The organism is Geodermatophilus sp. URMC 64, assembly GCF_053502555.1.
Genome location: NZ_CP199955.1, coordinates 4,462,632 through 4,477,918 on the forward strand (window position 1 = coordinate 4,462,632; position 15,287 = coordinate 4,477,918).

The window sequence follows — 15,287 nt, forward strand, 5'->3', positions numbered from 1 at the left end:
GTCCGGCGGGTCAACGACCTCACCCGCGCACGCGGCGCACGGGGCAGACGACGGGGGTTCCGGTGACCGGATCGGCCAGGACGACGGACTCGACGCCGTACAGGTCGAGGACCAGCTCCGGCGTCACGACGTCGGCCGGCGCCCCCTCGGCCATCACCGTCCCGCCGCACATCGCGACGAGGTGGTCGGCGTGCCGGCACGCCGTCGACAGGTCGTGCAGCACGAGGACGACGGTGCGCCCGGACGCCGCGAGGTCGTGCACCAGCTCCAGCACCTCGAGCTGGTGGCCGAGGTCGAGCGCCGACGTCGGCTCGTCGAGCAGGACCACCGCCGTCTCCTGGGCGACGACCATCGCGATCCAGGCGCGCTGGCGCTGCCCGCCGGAGAGGGTGTCCAGCGGCCGGTCGGCCAGCCCGTGCAGGTCGGCCGCGGCCAGCGCGCGGTCCACGGCGGCGGCGTCGTCCGGCGACCACTGCCGCAGCAGGCCCTGGTGCGGATGCCGGCCGTAGCGGACCAGGTCCCGCACGGTCAGCCCGTCCGGCGCCTCGGCGGTCTGCGGCAGCAGCCCGATCCGCCGGGCCGCCTCCCGCGGGCGCAGCCGGGCCAGGTCGCGGCCGTCGAGCAGCACCGCCCCGGCCTGCGGCGCGTGCACCCGGGCCAGGGCGCCGAGCAGCGTCGACTTGCCGCAGCCGTTGGGGCCGACGATCGCCGTCACCCGGCCCGGCGGCAGCGCCAGGTCCAGCGCGCGGACGACCGGCGCACCGCCGTAGCCGACGTCGAGCGCGGCGGTGCCGAGGCCGGCGGCGCCGGTGCGGGTCTCCGTGAGCGTCACGGCAGCCTCCGAGTGCGGGTGGTGAGCAGCAGCCAGAGCAGGTAGGGCCCGCCGACCACGGCGGTGACGATGCCGACGGGCAGTTCGACCGGCGCGGCCAGCGTCCGGCCGAGCAGATCGGCGAGGACGAGGACCAGCGCGCCGGCCAGCGCGGCACCGACCACGGGGACGGCGCGCGGCCCCGCGGCCTTCCGGGCGATCTCGGGCGCGAGCAGGGCCACCAGCCCGAGCGGGCCGGCGACGGCCACGGACAGGCCGGTGGCGACCACCGCGGTGGCGACGACGGCCAGGCGGATCCGCCGCACCCGAGCGCCCAGGCCGATCACCACGGCGTCGGCCAGGCGCAGCAGCCGCAGCTGCCGGCCGAGCAGCACGGCCACCGGCAGCACCACGGCCAGGCCGGCGGCGAGCACCGCGACCGCGGTCGGCGACCGGCTGTTGAGGCTGCCGACGGTCCACGGGAACGCCCGGTTGGCGTCGTCGATCGCGGCGCGGGCCAGCATCAGCTGGGTCAGCGCGCCGAGCGCGGCCCCCACCCCGAGCCCGACGACGAGGAAGCGGTAGCCGCGCGAGCCCGCCCCGCCGGCCAGCCCGATCGCCAGCGCCGCGGCCGTCGCGGCGCCCACCAGCGCGAAGGACGACGGCGCCAGCGTCGTGGGGACGGCGACGACACTGGCCACGGCGAACGCGGTTGCGCCGTCGTCGAGCCCGACCGTGTCCGGCGTGGCCAGCCGGTTGCGCGCCAGCGTCTGCAGCAGCACGCCGGCGGTGCCGAGCGCGGCGCCGACCGCCAGACCGCCCGCGATCCGCGGCAGCCGCAGCTGCTGCACGAGCAGGACGTCGCGGGCCTCCCCGACGCCGAACACGGCCGGCAGCGTCCGGACCGGCGGCACCGACGCCGTGCCGACGGCGAGGCTCACGGCCACGGCGCCGACCACCAGCACGGCCAGCACCGACGCGGACACGGCGGCGCGGCGGTCGAGCAGCACCGAGCGGCCGAGCGCGGCCAGACGCCACGTCCCGGGCGGCGCGGCGACGGCGGAGGCGCTCACAGCGCGGGCAGCCGGCGCGAGCGGACGACGGCCACCAGCACCGGGGCGCCGAGCAGCGCGGTCACGACGCCGAGCGGCATCTCGTAGGGCCGGACCAGCAGCCGCGAGGCGACGTCGGCCACGAGCAGCACCGCCGGGCCGAGCAGCACGCAGACGGCGAGCACCCGCCGCAGGTCCGGGCCGACCAGCGCCCGGGCGAGGAAGGGGACGACCAGGCCGACGAAGGCGATCGGGCCCGCCGCGGCGACGGATCCGCCCACGAGCAGCGCCACGGCGGCGAGCGCCAGGACCCGCGCCCGGGCCGGCGAGTGGCCCAGCCCCCGCGCGGCGTCGTCCCCCAGCGAGAGCGCCGAGAGGGGGCGGGCCACGGCCAGCGCCACCAGCAGGCCGGCGGCCAGCACCGGCCCGACCTGGGCGAGCGTGCCGAGGTCGCGCCCGGCGACGGAGCCGACGGTCCAGAAGCGCACCTCGTCGGCGGTCCGCTGGTCGAGCAGCAGGAGCACCGAGGTCGCGGCGTGCAGCAGGCTCGACAGCGCGGCACCCGCGAGCACCAGGCGGATCGGGTCGTCGCCGGTGCCGCGCAGCCGGGCCGCCCCGGCCGCGAGCAGGCAGCCCGCGGCGGCGCCGAGCACGGCCACCCCCGGCCCGAGCGTCGCCGCGCTCGCCCCGAGCGCGATCACCAGGACGACGGCGAACGAGGCGCCGGCGCTGACCCCGAGCAGCCCCGGCTCGGCCAGCGGGTTGCGCGCGGCGGCCTGCAGGACGGCGCCGGCGATGCCCAGCGCGAGACCCACGGCGACGGCCACGAGGGTCCGCGGCACCCGGAGTTCGAGGACCGCGAAGCGCGCGTCGTCGTCCCCGCCGCCGGCGAGGACGGCCAGCGCGCGGCCCGGCCCGACCTCCCCCGCGCCGAGGGCGAGGCCGGCCAACACGGCCAGCGCCAGGGCGATCGCGGCAGGCACCAGCCCGCGCACCAGCACCCGGCTCACGGCACCCTCCCCTTGACCCACCCGACTTAGGTGAGGCTAACCTACGCCCCGGTGCCGAGGGACGGCGCCGTCCGATAGCAGGAGGAAGTTCGTGACCCACCCGCCCGCGGCGCTCCGGCGCCGGGCTCTGCTCCCCGTCGCCGCCGCCTCCGCGCTGGCCCTCACCGCGTGCGGCGGCGGGGCCGAGGCCGCGTCGTCCTCCTCGGCGAGCCCGGCCGCCGCGGACACGACCGTGCGCACCGCCTACGGCGACCTCGCGGTGCCCGCGGAGCCCGAGCGGGTGATCACGCTGGCCGAGTCGGCGCTCGACGTGGCCCTGGCCGTGGGCGTCACCCCGGTAGGCACGACCGCCAGCCGCGGCGGGGACGCGCCGCCGGCCTACCTCGGCGACGACGCCGCCGCGATCCCGGTCGTGGCCAGCGTGGCCGAGCCGAACCTGGAGGCGATCCTCGAGGCCAGGCCCGACCTGATCCTGGCCGCGGCCGGCCTCGAGCAGGAGCAGTACGACGCGCTGTCGGCGATCGCGCCGACCGTCGTCCCCGAGACAGCGGCCCGGGGCGAGTGGGAGGCGCCGCTGCACACCTACGCCGAGGCCCTCGGCGCCGACGACGAGCTGTCCGAGCGGCTGGACGCGGTGGACGAGCGGGCCGAGGCCGTGGCGCTCGACGGCACGGTCGCCGTGATCCGCTGGATGGTCAACGGGCCGGTGCTCATGAACTCCGGCCACATGCCCGGATCGCTGCTGGCCGCGGCGGGCGCGGAGCCGATGCAGGCCGCGGTCGACCTGGGCAGCAAGCCGCACAGCGACCCGCTGTCGCTGGAGAACCTGGCCGAAGTCGACGCCGACCGGCTGTTCCTGGCCGCCTTCGGCACCGACGGCGCCGCCGCCCTGGAGGCCGCGGAGGACCAGCCGGCCTTCACCCGTCTGAAGGCGGTCCAGGCGGACACGGTCGCGGTCGTCGACGGCGGCGTGTGGAGCAGCGCGTCCGGCCCGATCGCGGCCGAGCAGGTCATGGACGACATCGAGGAGGCGGTCTCCTGATGGCCGAGCGACGGCCGCGGACGCCGCGGGTGGCCGAGGTGCTGCGCACCTCCCGCGTGACGCCGCACATGATCCGCGTGGTGCTCGGCGGCGAGGGGCTGGCCGGCTTCCCCGCCGGGTCCTTCACCGACCACTACGTGAAGCTGCTGTTCCCACCGCCCGGCGCGACGTACGCCGTGCCCTACGACGTCGAGCAGGTGCGGGCCGAGCTGCCGCCCGAGCAGTGGCCGGTCACCCGCACCTACACCGTCCGGGCGTGGGACGCCGACGCCAGCGAGCTGACCATCGACTTCGTGCACCACGGCGACGAGGGGCTCGCCGGCCCGTGGGCCGCCGCCGCGCGGCCGGGCGACCGGATCCAGCTGCTCGGCCCCGGCGGCGCGTACACCCCCTCCCCGGACGCGGACTGGCACCTGCTCGCCGGCGACGAGTCGGCGCTGCCCGCCATCGGCGCGGCGCTCGAGCGGCTGCCGGCCGGGGCGCGAGCGCTGGTGTTCGCGGAGGTCGCCGACGCCACCGAGGAGCAGGACCTGGCCACCGGGGACGGCGTCGAGCTCGTCTGGGTGCACCGCGGCGCGGGCGCGCCCGGGGAGGCGCTCGTGACGGCGGTGCGGGCCGCCGTTCTGCCGGAGGGCACCGGGCACCTGTTCGTGCACGGGGAGGCCGGCGCCGTCCGGGAGCTGCGCCGGCACCTGCGGACCGGGCGCGGGCTCGCGCCGGAGTTCACCTCGATCTCCGGCTACTGGCGGCGCGGCGACACCGAGGACCGCTGGCAGGCGACCAAGCGGGAGTGGAACGCCGCGATCCAGGCCGAGGAGGTGTCGGTCGGCGCGTGACGTGCGGCGAATCACACTGAGGCGTTCGCGCAGGTCAGCACCGTGTTGAGCGTGGGAACGGAGCCGACGCCGGGGCGGCTGAACCCGTAGCCTGGACGGGCAGCCCGCTGTGCGCCGCCGCCGGCCGGGCGCCTCCTCCCTGCACAAGCCGTCCCCTCCCCCGGAGCTCATGACTTCCCCGCGCACCCAGATCGCCCCGAAGACCGACGAGACCGAGAAGCCGAAGGCCGGCCTGTCCGCCGTCCAGATCGCCTCCGGCGCGCTCGCCGCGGTGTCCTCCGCGGTGCTGCTCTCCTTCTTCGGCGTCGCCGGCACCCTCATCGGCGCCGCGCTGGCCAGCGTCATCAGCACGGTCGGCGCCTCGCTGTACACCACCTCGCTGAAGAAGACCAACGAGCGGCTGCGCCGGGTGCTCACCCGGGAGCAGGCCGCGGCCACCGAGCCGGCGACGGCCCCGGCCGAGCCGGCCACGCAGGTCCTGCCGGCCCGTCTCGACCCGCGGCGGGCGCCGGCGAAGCGCTTCGAGCCGCGCTGGGGCCGGGTCGCCGCCTACGCGGTGGGCGTCTTCGTGGTGGCCATGGGCATCGTCACGGGCATCGAGCTCATCGGTCAGCAGCCGGTGTCGGCGCTCGTGGGCGGCTCGTCGTCCACGGGGACGACGACGCTCGGTGAGCTGACCAACGCCTCGTCGTCCTCGGACACCACGCCGTCGACGCCGTCCACCCCCACCACGACGGCCCCCGCGACCTCCACCGCCGACAGCTCGCCGGCCGAGCCGACGGAGACGACCTCGACCGACGAGGACGACACCGAGTCGGCGTCCCCGTCGGCCACGACGTCGTCGTCCGGGTCGTCCGCCTCGAGCTCCGCGGCGTCGCCGACCCGCTCCGCAGGCACGAGCTCGGCTCCCACGCAGGGCGCGGCGCCGACGCCCTGACCCGCGCCACCTGAGAAGCCCCGGCCGATTCCCGGCCGGGGCTTTCTCGCGTCGTGGTCTGCCCACCGCGGGCACGGGTCAGCGGCGGCCGCTGCGGCGAGTGGCGTCGCGGACCTCCCCGACCAGCTCCTCGAGGACGTCCTCGAGGGCGACCACCCCCAGCGGGCGGCCGCCGTCGACGACCTCGGCGAGGTGGGCGCCGGTGCGCTGCAACAGCGACAGCGCCTCGTGCAGCGGGATCCCGGCCGCCACGGTGGGCAGCGGGCGGACCGCTCCGGCGGGCAGCGGCCGGTTCCGGCGCGCGAGCGGCACGTGCAGCACGTCGGCCAGGTGCACGTAGCCGACCAGCCGCCCGTCGCCGGCGGCGACCGGGAAGCGGGAGAACCCGGTCTCGGCCACGCGCTGCTCGACCTGCCCGGCCGTGACCGTCTCGGGCACGGTGACCAGCCGCTCGCGCGGCAGCAGGACGGCGCGGGCGGTGCGCTCCCCGAAGGCGAGCGCGTCGACGACGTGCTCGTGCTCCTCCCGGCCGAGCAGACCCTCCCGGCGCGCCTCGTCGACCAGCCCGGCGACCTGGTCGGCGGTGTAGACGTGCCCGCCCTCGTCGACCGGCGCGACGCCGAACAGCCCCAGCACCGCGGTGGCGGCCGCGGTGAGCGCGACGATCGCCGGGCGGAAGATCCGGATGAACCCCAGCAGCGGCGGGGCGAGCAGCATGGCCGCGCGCTCCGGGCCGGCGAGCGCGATGTTCTTGGGCACCATCTCGCCGAGCAGCATGTGCAGCACGCTGGTGGCCAGCAGCGCGAGGGCGAACGCGAGCGGGTGCAGCACCGCCTCGGGCAGGTGCACGGCCGCGAAGACCGGCTCGAGCAGGGCGGCGACCGCGGGCTCGGCGACCGCGCCGAGGCCGAGGGAGCAGATGGTGATGCCGAACTGGCAGCCGGAGATCATCAGCGGCAGCTGCTGGGCCGCGCGCAGCGCCGACCGGGCGCGGCGCGAGGTCTCGGCGAGGCCGGCGAGCTTGGTCTGCCGCGCGGCGAGCAGGGCGAACTCGACGCCGACGAAGAACCCGTTGCCGGCGATCAGCAGCGCGGCCAGCAGCAGCGCCACCGGCGTGCTCATCGCGCGTCCTCCGCGGCCGGCCGGGCGGGCGGGGGCACCAGCACCACCCGGTCGACCCGCAGGCCGTCCATCCGCTGCACCCGCAGCGACGCGCCCCGGGGCAGCTCGACGACGTCGGCCACCCGGGGGATGCGGCCGAGGGAGGTCTGCACCAGCCCGCCGAGGGTCTCGTAGGGCCCCTCGGGCACGTAGACCTCGGTGAGCGAGGTGACCTCGTCGGGGCGCAGCAGCCCGGACAGCAGCCAGGAGCCGTCCCGGCGGCGGCGCGCCGGCGCCGCGGCCGGCCGGTCGGACTCGTCGGCGACCTCGCCGACCAGTTCCTCGACGATGTCCTCGAAGGTGACCACACCGGCGGTGCCGCCGAACTCGTCGACCACGACCGCCATCTGCAGGCCGCGCTCGCGCAGCAGGTCCAGCAGCGGGTCGAGCTCGATCGAGGTGGGCACCTGCACCGGCGGCACCATCACCTCCCGCACCCGCGTGGCACTCCGGCGCCCGAGTGGCACCGCGACGGCGTGCTTGACGTGCACCAGGCCGACGACGTCGTCGGGGTCGTCGCCGATGACCGGGAAGCGGGAGTGACCGGAGGCGCGGGCGGCGTCGAGGACGGCGGCGACCGGGTCGGCGGCGCGGACGAAGCGGACCTGCACCCGCGGGGTCATCACGTCGGAGGCACGCTTGTCGCCGAAGGTCAGGGAGCGGACCAGCAGCTGCGCGGTCGCGGTGGCCAGGGCGCCGCGGTCGGCGGACTGGCGCAGGACCAGCGACAGCTCGTCCGGCGTCCGGGCGCTGCGCAGCTCCTCGGTCGGCTCCACGCCCACGGTGCGCAGCAGCCGGTTGGCCGTTCCGTTGAGCACGGCCACCAGTGGCCGGGACGCCGCGGCGAAGCCCAGCTGCACCGGCAGCACCGCGGTCGCGGTGGCGAACGGGCGAGCCAGCGCCAGGTTCTTGGGCACCAGCTCGCCGAGCACCATCTGCACCACCGAGGCCAGCAGCAGCCCGACCGCGACCGCGACCGGCTCCACCGCGCCCTCGGGCAGGCCGAGCGCGGTCAGCGGCCCGTGCAGCAGGGTCGCGATCGACGGCTCGGCGACCAGGCCGACGGCCAGCGAGGTGACGGTGATGCCCAGTTGCGCGGCCGACAGCTGCGTCGACAGCCGCCCCAACGCGCCGCGCAGCCGGCGGGCGCGGGGATCACCGGCCGAGGCGGCCGCGTCGACCTCGGTGCGCTCGACGGTGACCAGCGCGGTCTCCGCGGCGACGAACAGCGCGTTGCCGGCGATGAGCAGGACTCCCACGCCGAGCAGCAGCCACGGCGTCACGCGCCGGCTCCCGACGGCGGGGCGCCGGAGCGCGTGCGGGCAGACATGAGGTGGTTCAGCCGTCCTTTCCTGGAGGCGCCGGCCGCACGCGGTCAGGGCCCGGACACCCGCGACGCTCTGGCGGGCAGGCTCCACGGTGCCACCCCGGCCGACGACGGCCACGACCCGAGTCGGCGAAGGGCATGGCCGGGACGGGGAGCCTGCGCTCGGAACCCGACCCGGTGCCCCGGCCGGGGAGTTCCCCCTCCACCCGGCCGCGGCATGGTCCGTCGATGGGTTCCCGGGCCGCGGGCGGCCACCGGAAACCTGTGCATCACCTTGACACGGACTGTGCGGACCGACATCTCGGACGGCGGATCGCGCCGTCTGGCAGGTTGACGCCCGTGGCCGATGCCCCGCCGGTGCGCCTGCTCTACGTGCCCTACGACTCGGCGGTCTACGACGCCCGCATGGGCGCCGGCCCGCTCGCACTCGAGCGGGGCGGCGCCGCGGGACGGCTGCGCGAGCGCGGGCACGACGTCTCCGAGCAGGTGCTCGAGCCGGCGTCCGCCTGGCACGCGGAGGTGCAGACCGCCTTCGAGCTGCAGCGGGCCGTGGCCGACGCGACCGACGAGGCCCACCGCACCGGCCGGCTGCCGCTGCTGCTGGCGGGCAACTGCAACGCCACCGTCGCCGTGCTGGCCGGCCTGTCGCGGCCGGGCCGGCGGCTGGGCCTGATCTGGCTCGACGCCCACGGGGACTTCAACACCCCCGAGCTGACCGAGTCGGGTTTCCTCGACGGCCAGGCCCTCGCCATGGTGGTCGGCCGCTGCTGGCGGGCCATGACGGGCACGGTCGGCTCCTTCACGCCGCTGCCCGAGGACCGGGTCCTGCTCGTGGGCGCGCGCGACCTGGACGCCGCGGAGCGGACCGCGCTGGAGGAGTCCGGGGTCGGGTGGCTGCCGCCGGCACGGGCCCGGGACGACGGCGCCGTGGCCGCGGCGCTGGACGACCTGGCCGGCCGGGTCGACGCCGTGCACGTGCACGTGGACCTCGACGTCCACTACCCCGACGCCGTCGCACCGGCCAACCAGTTCGCCGCCGCCGACGGGCTCCTGGCCGACGACGTGCAGCGGATCGTGCGGCAGGCCGCCGACCGGATGCCCGTCGTCGCAGCGACCCTCGCTGCGTTCGACCCGGCCTGCGACGACACCGGCCGGATGCGGGAGACCGCCCTGGACCTCCTCGATCTCCTCGCCGCCGTCGGGACGTGAGCGCGGCGCTCCCCAGGTCGCAAGCCGAGCACCTTGCGGTCAGGCCGGTGCGGTGCGCCAGTGGCTACAGTCCCGCATACCCCCAATTTGGGGGGGCAGGGTCCGAGAGAAGGAGCCGAGAGTGGGGACCATCCGGCTGCTCTGGGTCGAGCCGCCCCGCGGCGTGCGGGCAATCGAGGCAGAAGCCGACCGGAGCCTCCTCGATCGCCGCGCCATCGAGCCGCGCGCCGCGGCCGGCTTCCCAGGACCGACCGGGAGCTACGGGCTCCTGCCCGAGGAGTGCTGGCGGACGATGGAGCCGCAGGACCCGGCGCCCGTCTTCCTCCACGAGTCCTACGAGGCTGTTCTCGAGAAGTGGGTCAACTCGCTGCCCGACGCCGCAGCCGAGGTCAGCATCGTGGCCAGGGTGCGAGACGCGGTGATGCAGCTGGTCGAGACGCGGCTCGCCGCCGATCCCGCGGCGATCTCGGTGAGCCCGACCGTGACCACGACGGAGCCCACCCCGCAGGGCATGGCCGTCGTCGGCCGTTGCGTCGTCCTGAGGCCCGCGCGCGGACTGCGCCGATCGGCCCCGGAGACCACGCCGGGGCGCATCAGCCCGTCCGGGTAGCGGGCGCCGCGTCGGCCGGCAGCACCTTTCCCGGGTTCATCAGCCCGGACGGGTCCAGCGCCTGCTTGATGCCCTGCATCAGCTCGAGCTCGAGCCGGTCCTTGTAGCCGGCCAGGACCGCCCGCTTGGCCTGCCCGACCCCGTGCTCGGCGCTGATGCTGCCGTCGAACGCGCACGTGGCGTCGTAGACGACCCGGGCGAGGGCGTCGGCTCGCGCCCGGAACTCCTCGTCATCGCTGCCGACGGGCTTGCTGAGGTTGTAGTGCAGGTTGCCGTCGCCGATGTGGCCGTAGGTCACGATCCGGATGCCGGGGACCGCCTCCCGCAGCGCCCGGTCGGTGCGTTCGACGAATGGCGGGATGCGGCTGACCGGCACGATTGCTGCGTATCGCCGGCGCGGTCGACGCCTCGGTGATCGTCATCGGCCTGCGCCGGCGTTCCCCGGTGGGCAAGCTGCTCATGGGCAGGACGGCGCAGCGCATCCTGCTCGACGCCGATCGGCCGGTGCTCGCCGTCAAGCCCTGACGTTGCCCTGATCCGTGGCGGTGAGCGCCCGGCCCAGGCACAGGAACCACACCGGCACGGCGAGCCCGCCGAGGACGCCCGGCGCCCCGCCGACGACGAAGGCGACCCACCGAGCGAGCGATTTCTCCGGCAGCAGCAGCCCGGCGCCCGCCACGGCACCGCCGGCGAGCACTCCCCCGCTGCACAGGACGCCGAGCCGGGTCACGTCGTCCGGCAGGGTTGAGCGCCGGCCCCGGCTGCTCTGCAGGATCCAGGCGGCCAGGCCCTCGAACGCGCCGATCGCGATCGGCATCTGCACCCTGAGGGGCACCAGACCGGCCACCAGCGCCGGTCCGGCGAGGGTGAGCACGCCGGTCGAGGTCAGCCCCAACCGGCGGGTCCACCGGCCCGGGCTGACGGCCAGCACCACCGGAACCATCAGCGCGGTGCCGACCGAGCCGACGACGTCGTTCGCCGACCCCAGCGACACGGGCAGCGGCCGGCGCCGTCCTTCCTCGACCGCGTAGAACGCCACGAGCAGGACGTTGGCGGCCATCCCCGTGACACCCGCGGCGCGGGCCCACGGGGCGGCGCGACGAAGGTCCACCTCGCCGAGGTGGCTCCGTCCGTCGCCGGACGTCCAGGGACGCAGGTCCCGGTCGACGCTGGCTGCGTCAGGCGGCCGCGAGGTCCCGCGAGATCGCCTCCGCCGCGGACTGCAGCGCGGCGGTCCAGGCCGGCAGCCGGTCGCGGGAGAACCGCACGCTGGGCATGGCCAGCGAGATCGCGGCCGGCGGTGCGCCGGCGCCCAGTGCGACGCCCACCGCGGTCAGACCGCTCTCGGTCTCCTCGTCGTTCACGGCGACACCCCGCCGGCGGACGCTCCGGAGCTCCCGCTCGAGCCGGCTCGCCGTCGCCTCGTCCAGCGCGCCGAGCACCGCCGCCAGCTCCGGGCGCGGCAGCCCGGCCAGCACCGCCTTGCCTCCGGAGCTCAGGTGCGCGGGCAGCGCCCGGCCGGTGCGGTCACCGACGCGCAGGACGCGAGCGCACTCGACCGTGGCGACGAACCGGACCTCCGAGCCGGCCAGCACCGTGAGGTTGACCGTCTCCCCCAGCTCGTCGACCAGCCGCCGCATGTACGGCAGCGCCGCCTCGCGCAGCCGCGGGACGGCGGCCTGCGGCGGCGCACCACCCTGCAGCAGCCGCCCGGGCCCGTAGCGCCGGTCCGGGAGCTGCTCGGCGAAGTCGCGGTAGACCAGCATCCCGAGCAGCCGGTGGGCGGTGGACACCGAGACGCCCAGCCGCTCGGCGGCATCGGTCACCCGCATCGGCCCCTCCTGGTGCAGGAGGGTCGCGAGCAGCAGGGCCGAGTCCACCGACGAGATCGCGTACGCCGGACGATTCCTCACAGCAGAAAAGCGTATCCCTCCGCACGGAATCGTCGGACAGTCGATGGTGCGGACACCTGCGCCGAGGAGGATTTCGAGCATGACCCAGCAACTGGCCTCGCCGGTCTCCCTGACCGCCGTCGACGCCCCCGACCAGCCGACCCCCACGCCCGAGCTCGAGCAGCTGTACCGCGGCTTCGAGCAGGAGCTGCTGGTCCCGCTGTGGACCGAGATCGGCGACCTGATGCCGGTGCACCCGCGCTCGCGCGCCGTGCCGCACGTCTGGCGGTGGCAGAACCTGCTGGAGCTGGCCGACCAGGCCGGCCACCTGGTCCCCGTCGGCCGCGGCGGCGAGCGGCGGGCGATCGCCCTGGCCAACCCCGCGCTCGGCGGCAAGCCCTACGCCACCCCGACCCTGTGGGCGGCGATCCAGTACCTGATGCCCGGCGAGAACGCGCCGGAGCACCGGCACACCCAGCACGCGTTCCGCTTCGTCGTCGAGGGCGAGGGCGTGTGGACCGTCGTCGGCCGCGACCCGGTGCCGATGAACCGCGGCGACTTCCTGCCGCAGGCCGGCTGGAACTGGCACGCCCACCACAACGCCGCCGACCGGCCGATGGCCTGGATCGACGGGCTGGACATCCCCTTCCAGTACACCTCCGAGTCGCAGTTCTTCGAGTTCGGCCGCGACACGATCAGCGACGAGGAGCGGACGACGCCGGAGCGCTCCCGCTCGCAGCGCCTGTGGGGCCACCCCGGCCTGCGCCCGGTGTCGGCGCCGGGCGCCACCCCCGGGACTCCGCTGCTCAACTACCGGTGGTCCGACACCGACGCAGCGCTGACCGACCAGCTGGACCTGGAGGCCGAGGGGTACGCCGGCACCGTCGAGCCCGGGCATGCCGCCGTTCGCTACACCAACCCGACCACCGGCGGTGACGTGCTGCCGACGATCCGGGCCGAGATGCACCGGGTGCGCCGCGGCGCCGAGACCGCCCCGCGCCGCGAGGCCGGCTCGTCGGTGTACCAGGTCTTCGACGGCAGCGGCACGGTGACCGTCGGCGAGCACTCCTGGAGCGTGAGCCGCGGCGACCTGTTCGTCGTCCCCTCGTGGCAGCCGCTGTCGGTGACGTCCGAGGCGGGCACCTCCGACTCCGACTCCGGCGCGCTGGACCTCTTCCGGTTCAGCGACACCCCGATCTTCGAGGCCCTGCACCTGGACCGCGTGGCGGTGGACCGGTGAAGCTGGCGACCATCCGCACCCTGGAGGGCACGACCCGCGCGGTCCGGGTCGAGGACGACGAGCTGGTCGACCTCGGCGCCGCCGACGTCGGCGAACTCCTCGCCGACCCGGGCTGGGCCGAGCGGGCCGCGGCCGCGACGGAGCCCGCGTCCCACCTGCGGGGCGCGGCCTTCGCGCCGGTCGTCCCGCGTCCCGGCAAGATCGTCTGCGTCGGGCTGAACTACCGCAACCACATCCTCGAGATGGGCCGGGACCTGCCGGAGCACCCGACGCTGTTCGCCAAGTTCGCCGACACCCTCGTGGGCTCGGGCGACGACATCGTCAAGCCGCCGGAGACGACCGAGTTCGACTGGGAGTGCGAGCTCGCGCTGGTCATCGGGACGCCGGTCCGCCGGGCGACCGGCGCGGAGGCCGAGGCGGCCATCGCGGGCTTCGCCGTCCTCAACGACGTCACCTGCCGGGACTGGCAGTTCCGCACCCGCGAGTGGCTGCAGGGCAAGAACTGGGAGGCCAGCACTCCCCTCGGCCCCTACCTGGTCACGCCCGACGAGCTGCCCGGCGGGGTCCGGCCCCGGCTGGAGATCAGCACGAAGATCGACGGCGAGACGGTGCAGAAGGACACCACCGGCGACCTGCTCTTCGACCCGGTCGCCCTGGTCGAGTACGTCTCCACGATGATCACGCTCCGCCCGGGGGACGTCATCGCCACGGGCACGCCGGGCGGCGTCGGCCACGCCCGCACGCCGGCCCGCTACCTCGAGGTCGGCCAGCGCCTGACCACGGAGATCGCCGGTCTCGGCCGCTGCGAGAACACGGTCGTCGCCGATCCGGCCGTCGGGTAGGGATTGCGCCGTGGAGATCCTGATCGTCGGGACGATCACCGTCGACCCCGCGCGACGCGACGCACTGCTCGCCGCGATCCGGCCGCTGGTGCAGAAGACCCGGCAGGAGGAGCCGGGCTGCCTCGCGTACGCGTTCACCGCCGACACCGTCGACGAGAACGTGGTCCAGGTGCTCGAGCACTGGCAGGACGAGGCGTCGCTCGCCGCGCACTTCACCCATCCCAACTTCTTCGCCACCAAGACGGCGCTGCACGAGAACGGGTCGGGCACGTCGTCCATCCGGAAGTTCCGTACCGACCTGAGCGAACCGGTACGGGACGGCGAACGCCGGTACCGCGCCGACTTCTTCACCGCCGAGGACTGAGAGCCCCGAGTCAGTTCATCCGGCGGCGGGCCTCCTTCAGCTCGCGGTCGACGGCCCAGGCGTCGGCGACCGGGCCGAGGTGACCGAGCTTGTCGGGATTGACCACGCCGCGGATGGTCTGGATCTGCCCGTCGAGCACCTCGAGGACCAGGGCGTAGAGGACCCTGCCGCCGCGGTCGCGGAAGATCGCGCCCGGCTGGCCGTTGATCTCCTGCGGCTCGAACGTCACGTCGATCCGGATCAGCCAGGGGAAGACCGAGCCCAGCACCCGGGCCACGTTCTCCGCACCCAGGACGGCCCGCGCCAGCTGCGGGGCCTTGCCTCCGCCGTCCCCGATCAGCTGCACGTCGCCGGCGAGCAGATCCTGCAGCCGGCCCACGTCGCCGTCCCTGAGGGCGTCGAAGAACCGCGCCGCCAGCTCCTGCCGCTCCTGACGGTCCGCCGCGAACCGCGGCCGCCCGTCGGCCATGTGCCTCCGCGCCCGCACCAGCAGCTGCCGGCAGGCCGCTTCCGAGCGCTCCACCGCCGTGGCGATCTCGTCGAACCCGAAGGCGAACACGTCGCGCAGCAGGAAGACCGCCCGCTCCAGCGGGCTGAGCCGCTCCAGCAGCAGCAACGCCGCCATCGAGACCGAGTCGGCCAGCTCCGCCGACCGTGCGGGGTCCTGGTACGGATCGCTCAGCAGCGGTTCGGGGAACCACGGCCCGACGTATTCCTCCCGCCGCACCCGCGCCGAGCGGAGCACGTCGATCGAGATCCGGGTGACCGTGGCCGACAGGAAGGCCTTGGCCGAGTCGGGCCGGGTCGCGGAACGGTCGAACCGCAGCCAGGTCTCCTGCACGGCGTCCTCGGCCTCGCTGACGCTGCCGAGGATCCGGTAGGCGATCGAGAACAGCAGCGGTCGCAGCTCCTCGAACTCCTCCACCTTGCTCACGCCGCCTCCCCTCCCCCGGC

At 75.7% G+C, this 15,287-nt stretch carries 18 protein-coding genes; 9 read left to right on the forward strand and 9 right to left on the reverse strand.

All coding sequences use genetic code 11. The features are described 5' to 3' along the window. Nucleotides 1–19 precede the first annotated feature (19 nt). Genes ACWIYF_RS21770 through ACWIYF_RS21780 form a run of 3 tightly spaced genes read right to left on the reverse strand, consistent with a single transcriptional unit; the run spans nucleotide 20 to nucleotide 2,873 of the window. The gene (locus ACWIYF_RS21770; protein ID WP_448624910.1) at nucleotides 20–832 is read right to left on the reverse strand and encodes an ABC transporter ATP-binding protein; all 813 of its coding nucleotides are present in this window, start codon (nucleotides 830–832) and stop codon (nucleotides 20–22) included. Next, nucleotides 829–1,884 (reverse strand): FecCD family ABC transporter permease, encoded by a 1,056-nt coding sequence (locus ACWIYF_RS21775; protein WP_448624911.1) that lies wholly within the window; start codon nucleotides 1,882–1,884, stop codon nucleotides 829–831. Before ACWIYF_RS21775 ends, ACWIYF_RS21770 begins: the two co-directional genes overlap by 4 nt. After that, on the reverse strand, nucleotides 1,881–2,873 hold the full coding sequence (locus ACWIYF_RS21780; RefSeq protein WP_448624912.1) for a FecCD family ABC transporter permease: 993 nt from the start codon (nucleotides 2,871–2,873) through the stop codon (nucleotides 1,881–1,883). Before ACWIYF_RS21780 ends, ACWIYF_RS21775 begins: the two co-directional genes overlap by 4 nt. 91 nt (nucleotides 2,874–2,964) lie before the next feature. Between ACWIYF_RS21780 and ACWIYF_RS21785 the strand changes: the two genes are divergently transcribed. From ACWIYF_RS21785 to ACWIYF_RS21795, 3 genes are all read left to right on the forward strand, one after another. Beyond that, complete coding sequence (locus tag ACWIYF_RS21785; protein ID WP_448624913.1) at nucleotides 2,965–3,915, forward strand: ABC transporter substrate-binding protein; 951 nt, start codon at nucleotides 2,965–2,967, stop codon at nucleotides 3,913–3,915. Next, nucleotides 3,915–4,751, forward strand: a complete 837-nt coding sequence (locus ACWIYF_RS21790) for a siderophore-interacting protein (protein ID WP_448624914.1) — start codon at nucleotides 3,915–3,917, stop codon at nucleotides 4,749–4,751. The genes ACWIYF_RS21785 and ACWIYF_RS21790 overlap by 1 nt, the downstream gene beginning before the upstream one ends. Before the next feature lie 169 nt (nucleotides 4,752–4,920). Continuing rightward, a complete protein-coding gene (locus ACWIYF_RS21795; RefSeq protein ID WP_448624915.1) occupies nucleotides 4,921–5,688 on the forward strand; it encodes a hypothetical protein in 768 nt (255 codons plus the stop codon). Nucleotides 5,689–5,766: 78 nt separating this feature from the next. Here the strand turns inward: ACWIYF_RS21795 and ACWIYF_RS21800 are convergent, their stop codons facing one another. After that, nucleotides 5,767–6,810, reverse strand: a complete 1,044-nt coding sequence (locus ACWIYF_RS21800; RefSeq protein ID WP_448624916.1) for a hemolysin family protein — start codon at nucleotides 6,808–6,810, stop codon at nucleotides 5,767–5,769. Then, the gene (locus ACWIYF_RS21805) at nucleotides 6,807–8,132 is read right to left on the reverse strand and encodes a hemolysin family protein (RefSeq protein ID WP_448624917.1); all 1,326 of its coding nucleotides are present in this window, start codon (nucleotides 8,130–8,132) and stop codon (nucleotides 6,807–6,809) included. Before ACWIYF_RS21805 ends, ACWIYF_RS21800 begins: the two co-directional genes overlap by 4 nt. Nucleotides 8,133–8,515: 383 nt before the next feature. Between ACWIYF_RS21805 and ACWIYF_RS21810 the strand changes: the two genes are divergently transcribed. After that, entirely contained in the window at nucleotides 8,516–9,385 is an 870-nt protein-coding gene (locus ACWIYF_RS21810) for an arginase family protein (protein WP_448624918.1), read from the forward strand. Between the two features lie 121 nt (nucleotides 9,386–9,506). After that, the gene (locus ACWIYF_RS21815; RefSeq protein ID WP_448624919.1) at nucleotides 9,507–9,995 is read left to right on the forward strand and encodes a hypothetical protein; all 489 of its coding nucleotides are present in this window, start codon (nucleotides 9,507–9,509) and stop codon (nucleotides 9,993–9,995) included. Here ACWIYF_RS21815 and ACWIYF_RS21820 read toward each other — a convergent pair. Continuing rightward, nucleotides 9,979–10,371 carry an FAD-binding oxidoreductase gene (locus tag ACWIYF_RS21820; protein ID WP_448624920.1) on the reverse strand — a complete coding sequence of 131 codons (393 nt, stop codon included), beginning with the start codon at nucleotides 10,369–10,371 and terminating at the stop codon, nucleotides 9,979–9,981. The two genes, ACWIYF_RS21815 and ACWIYF_RS21820, sit on opposite strands and share 17 nt — an antisense overlap. 2 nt (nucleotides 10,372–10,373) lie before the next feature. Here ACWIYF_RS21820 and ACWIYF_RS21825 point away from each other — a divergent pair, with 2 nt between their 5' ends. Further along, complete coding sequence (locus ACWIYF_RS21825; RefSeq protein ID WP_448624921.1) at nucleotides 10,374–10,520, forward strand: universal stress protein; 147 nt, start codon at nucleotides 10,374–10,376, stop codon at nucleotides 10,518–10,520. Here the strand turns inward: ACWIYF_RS21825 and ACWIYF_RS21830 are convergent. Together ACWIYF_RS21830 and ACWIYF_RS21835 are read right to left on the reverse strand one after the other, a co-directional pair. Beyond that, a complete protein-coding gene (locus tag ACWIYF_RS21830; RefSeq protein WP_448624922.1) occupies nucleotides 10,510–11,106 on the reverse strand; it encodes a hypothetical protein in 597 nt (198 codons plus the stop codon). The two genes, ACWIYF_RS21825 and ACWIYF_RS21830, sit on opposite strands and share 11 nt — an antisense overlap. Nucleotides 11,107–11,173: 67 nt before the next feature. Then, a complete protein-coding gene (locus ACWIYF_RS21835; protein WP_448624923.1) occupies nucleotides 11,174–11,908 on the reverse strand; it encodes an IclR family transcriptional regulator in 735 nt (244 codons plus the stop codon). A 79-nt stretch (nucleotides 11,909–11,987) separates the two neighbouring features. On the opposite strand from ACWIYF_RS21835, the gene ACWIYF_RS21840 reads away from it, so the two are divergent. From ACWIYF_RS21840 to ACWIYF_RS21850, 3 genes are read left to right on the forward strand one after another with little or no spacing between them, the layout of a single operon-like run. Next, the gene (locus ACWIYF_RS21840; RefSeq protein ID WP_448624924.1) at nucleotides 11,988–13,127 is read left to right on the forward strand and encodes a cupin domain-containing protein; all 1,140 of its coding nucleotides are present in this window, start codon (nucleotides 11,988–11,990) and stop codon (nucleotides 13,125–13,127) included. Beyond that, a complete protein-coding gene (locus ACWIYF_RS21845) occupies nucleotides 13,124–13,969 on the forward strand; it encodes a fumarylacetoacetate hydrolase family protein (RefSeq protein ID WP_448624925.1) in 846 nt (281 codons plus the stop codon). The genes ACWIYF_RS21840 and ACWIYF_RS21845 overlap by 4 nt, the downstream gene beginning before the upstream one ends. Nucleotides 13,970–13,979: 10 nt before the next feature. After that, entirely contained in the window at nucleotides 13,980–14,333 is a 354-nt protein-coding gene (locus ACWIYF_RS21850) for a putative quinol monooxygenase (protein WP_448624926.1), read from the forward strand. 10 nt (nucleotides 14,334–14,343) lie between these two features. Here ACWIYF_RS21850 and ACWIYF_RS21855 read toward each other — a convergent pair whose 3' ends face one another. Further along, nucleotides 14,344–15,267, reverse strand: coding sequence for an RNA polymerase sigma-70 factor (locus ACWIYF_RS21855; protein WP_448624927.1), 924 nt, complete (start codon nucleotides 15,265–15,267; stop codon nucleotides 14,344–14,346). Nucleotides 15,268–15,287: the final 20 nt, after the last annotated feature.

Excerpts from the sequence above, each read along its gene's own strand:
- ACWIYF_RS21790 (WP_448624914.1), top strand. The coding sequence starts at position 3,915 with ATGGCCGAGCGACGGCCGCGGACGCCGCGGGTGGCCGAGGTGCTGCGC.
- ACWIYF_RS21795 (WP_448624915.1), top strand. The coding sequence starts at position 4,921 with ATGACTTCCCCGCGCACCCAGATCGCCCCGAAGACCGACGAGACCGAG.
- ACWIYF_RS21800 (WP_448624916.1), bottom strand. The coding sequence starts at position 6,810 with ATGAGCACGCCGGTGGCGCTGCTGCTGGCCGCGCTGCTGATCGCCGGC.
- ACWIYF_RS21840 (WP_448624924.1), top strand. The coding sequence starts at position 11,988 with ATGACCCAGCAACTGGCCTCGCCGGTCTCCCTGACCGCCGTCGACGCC.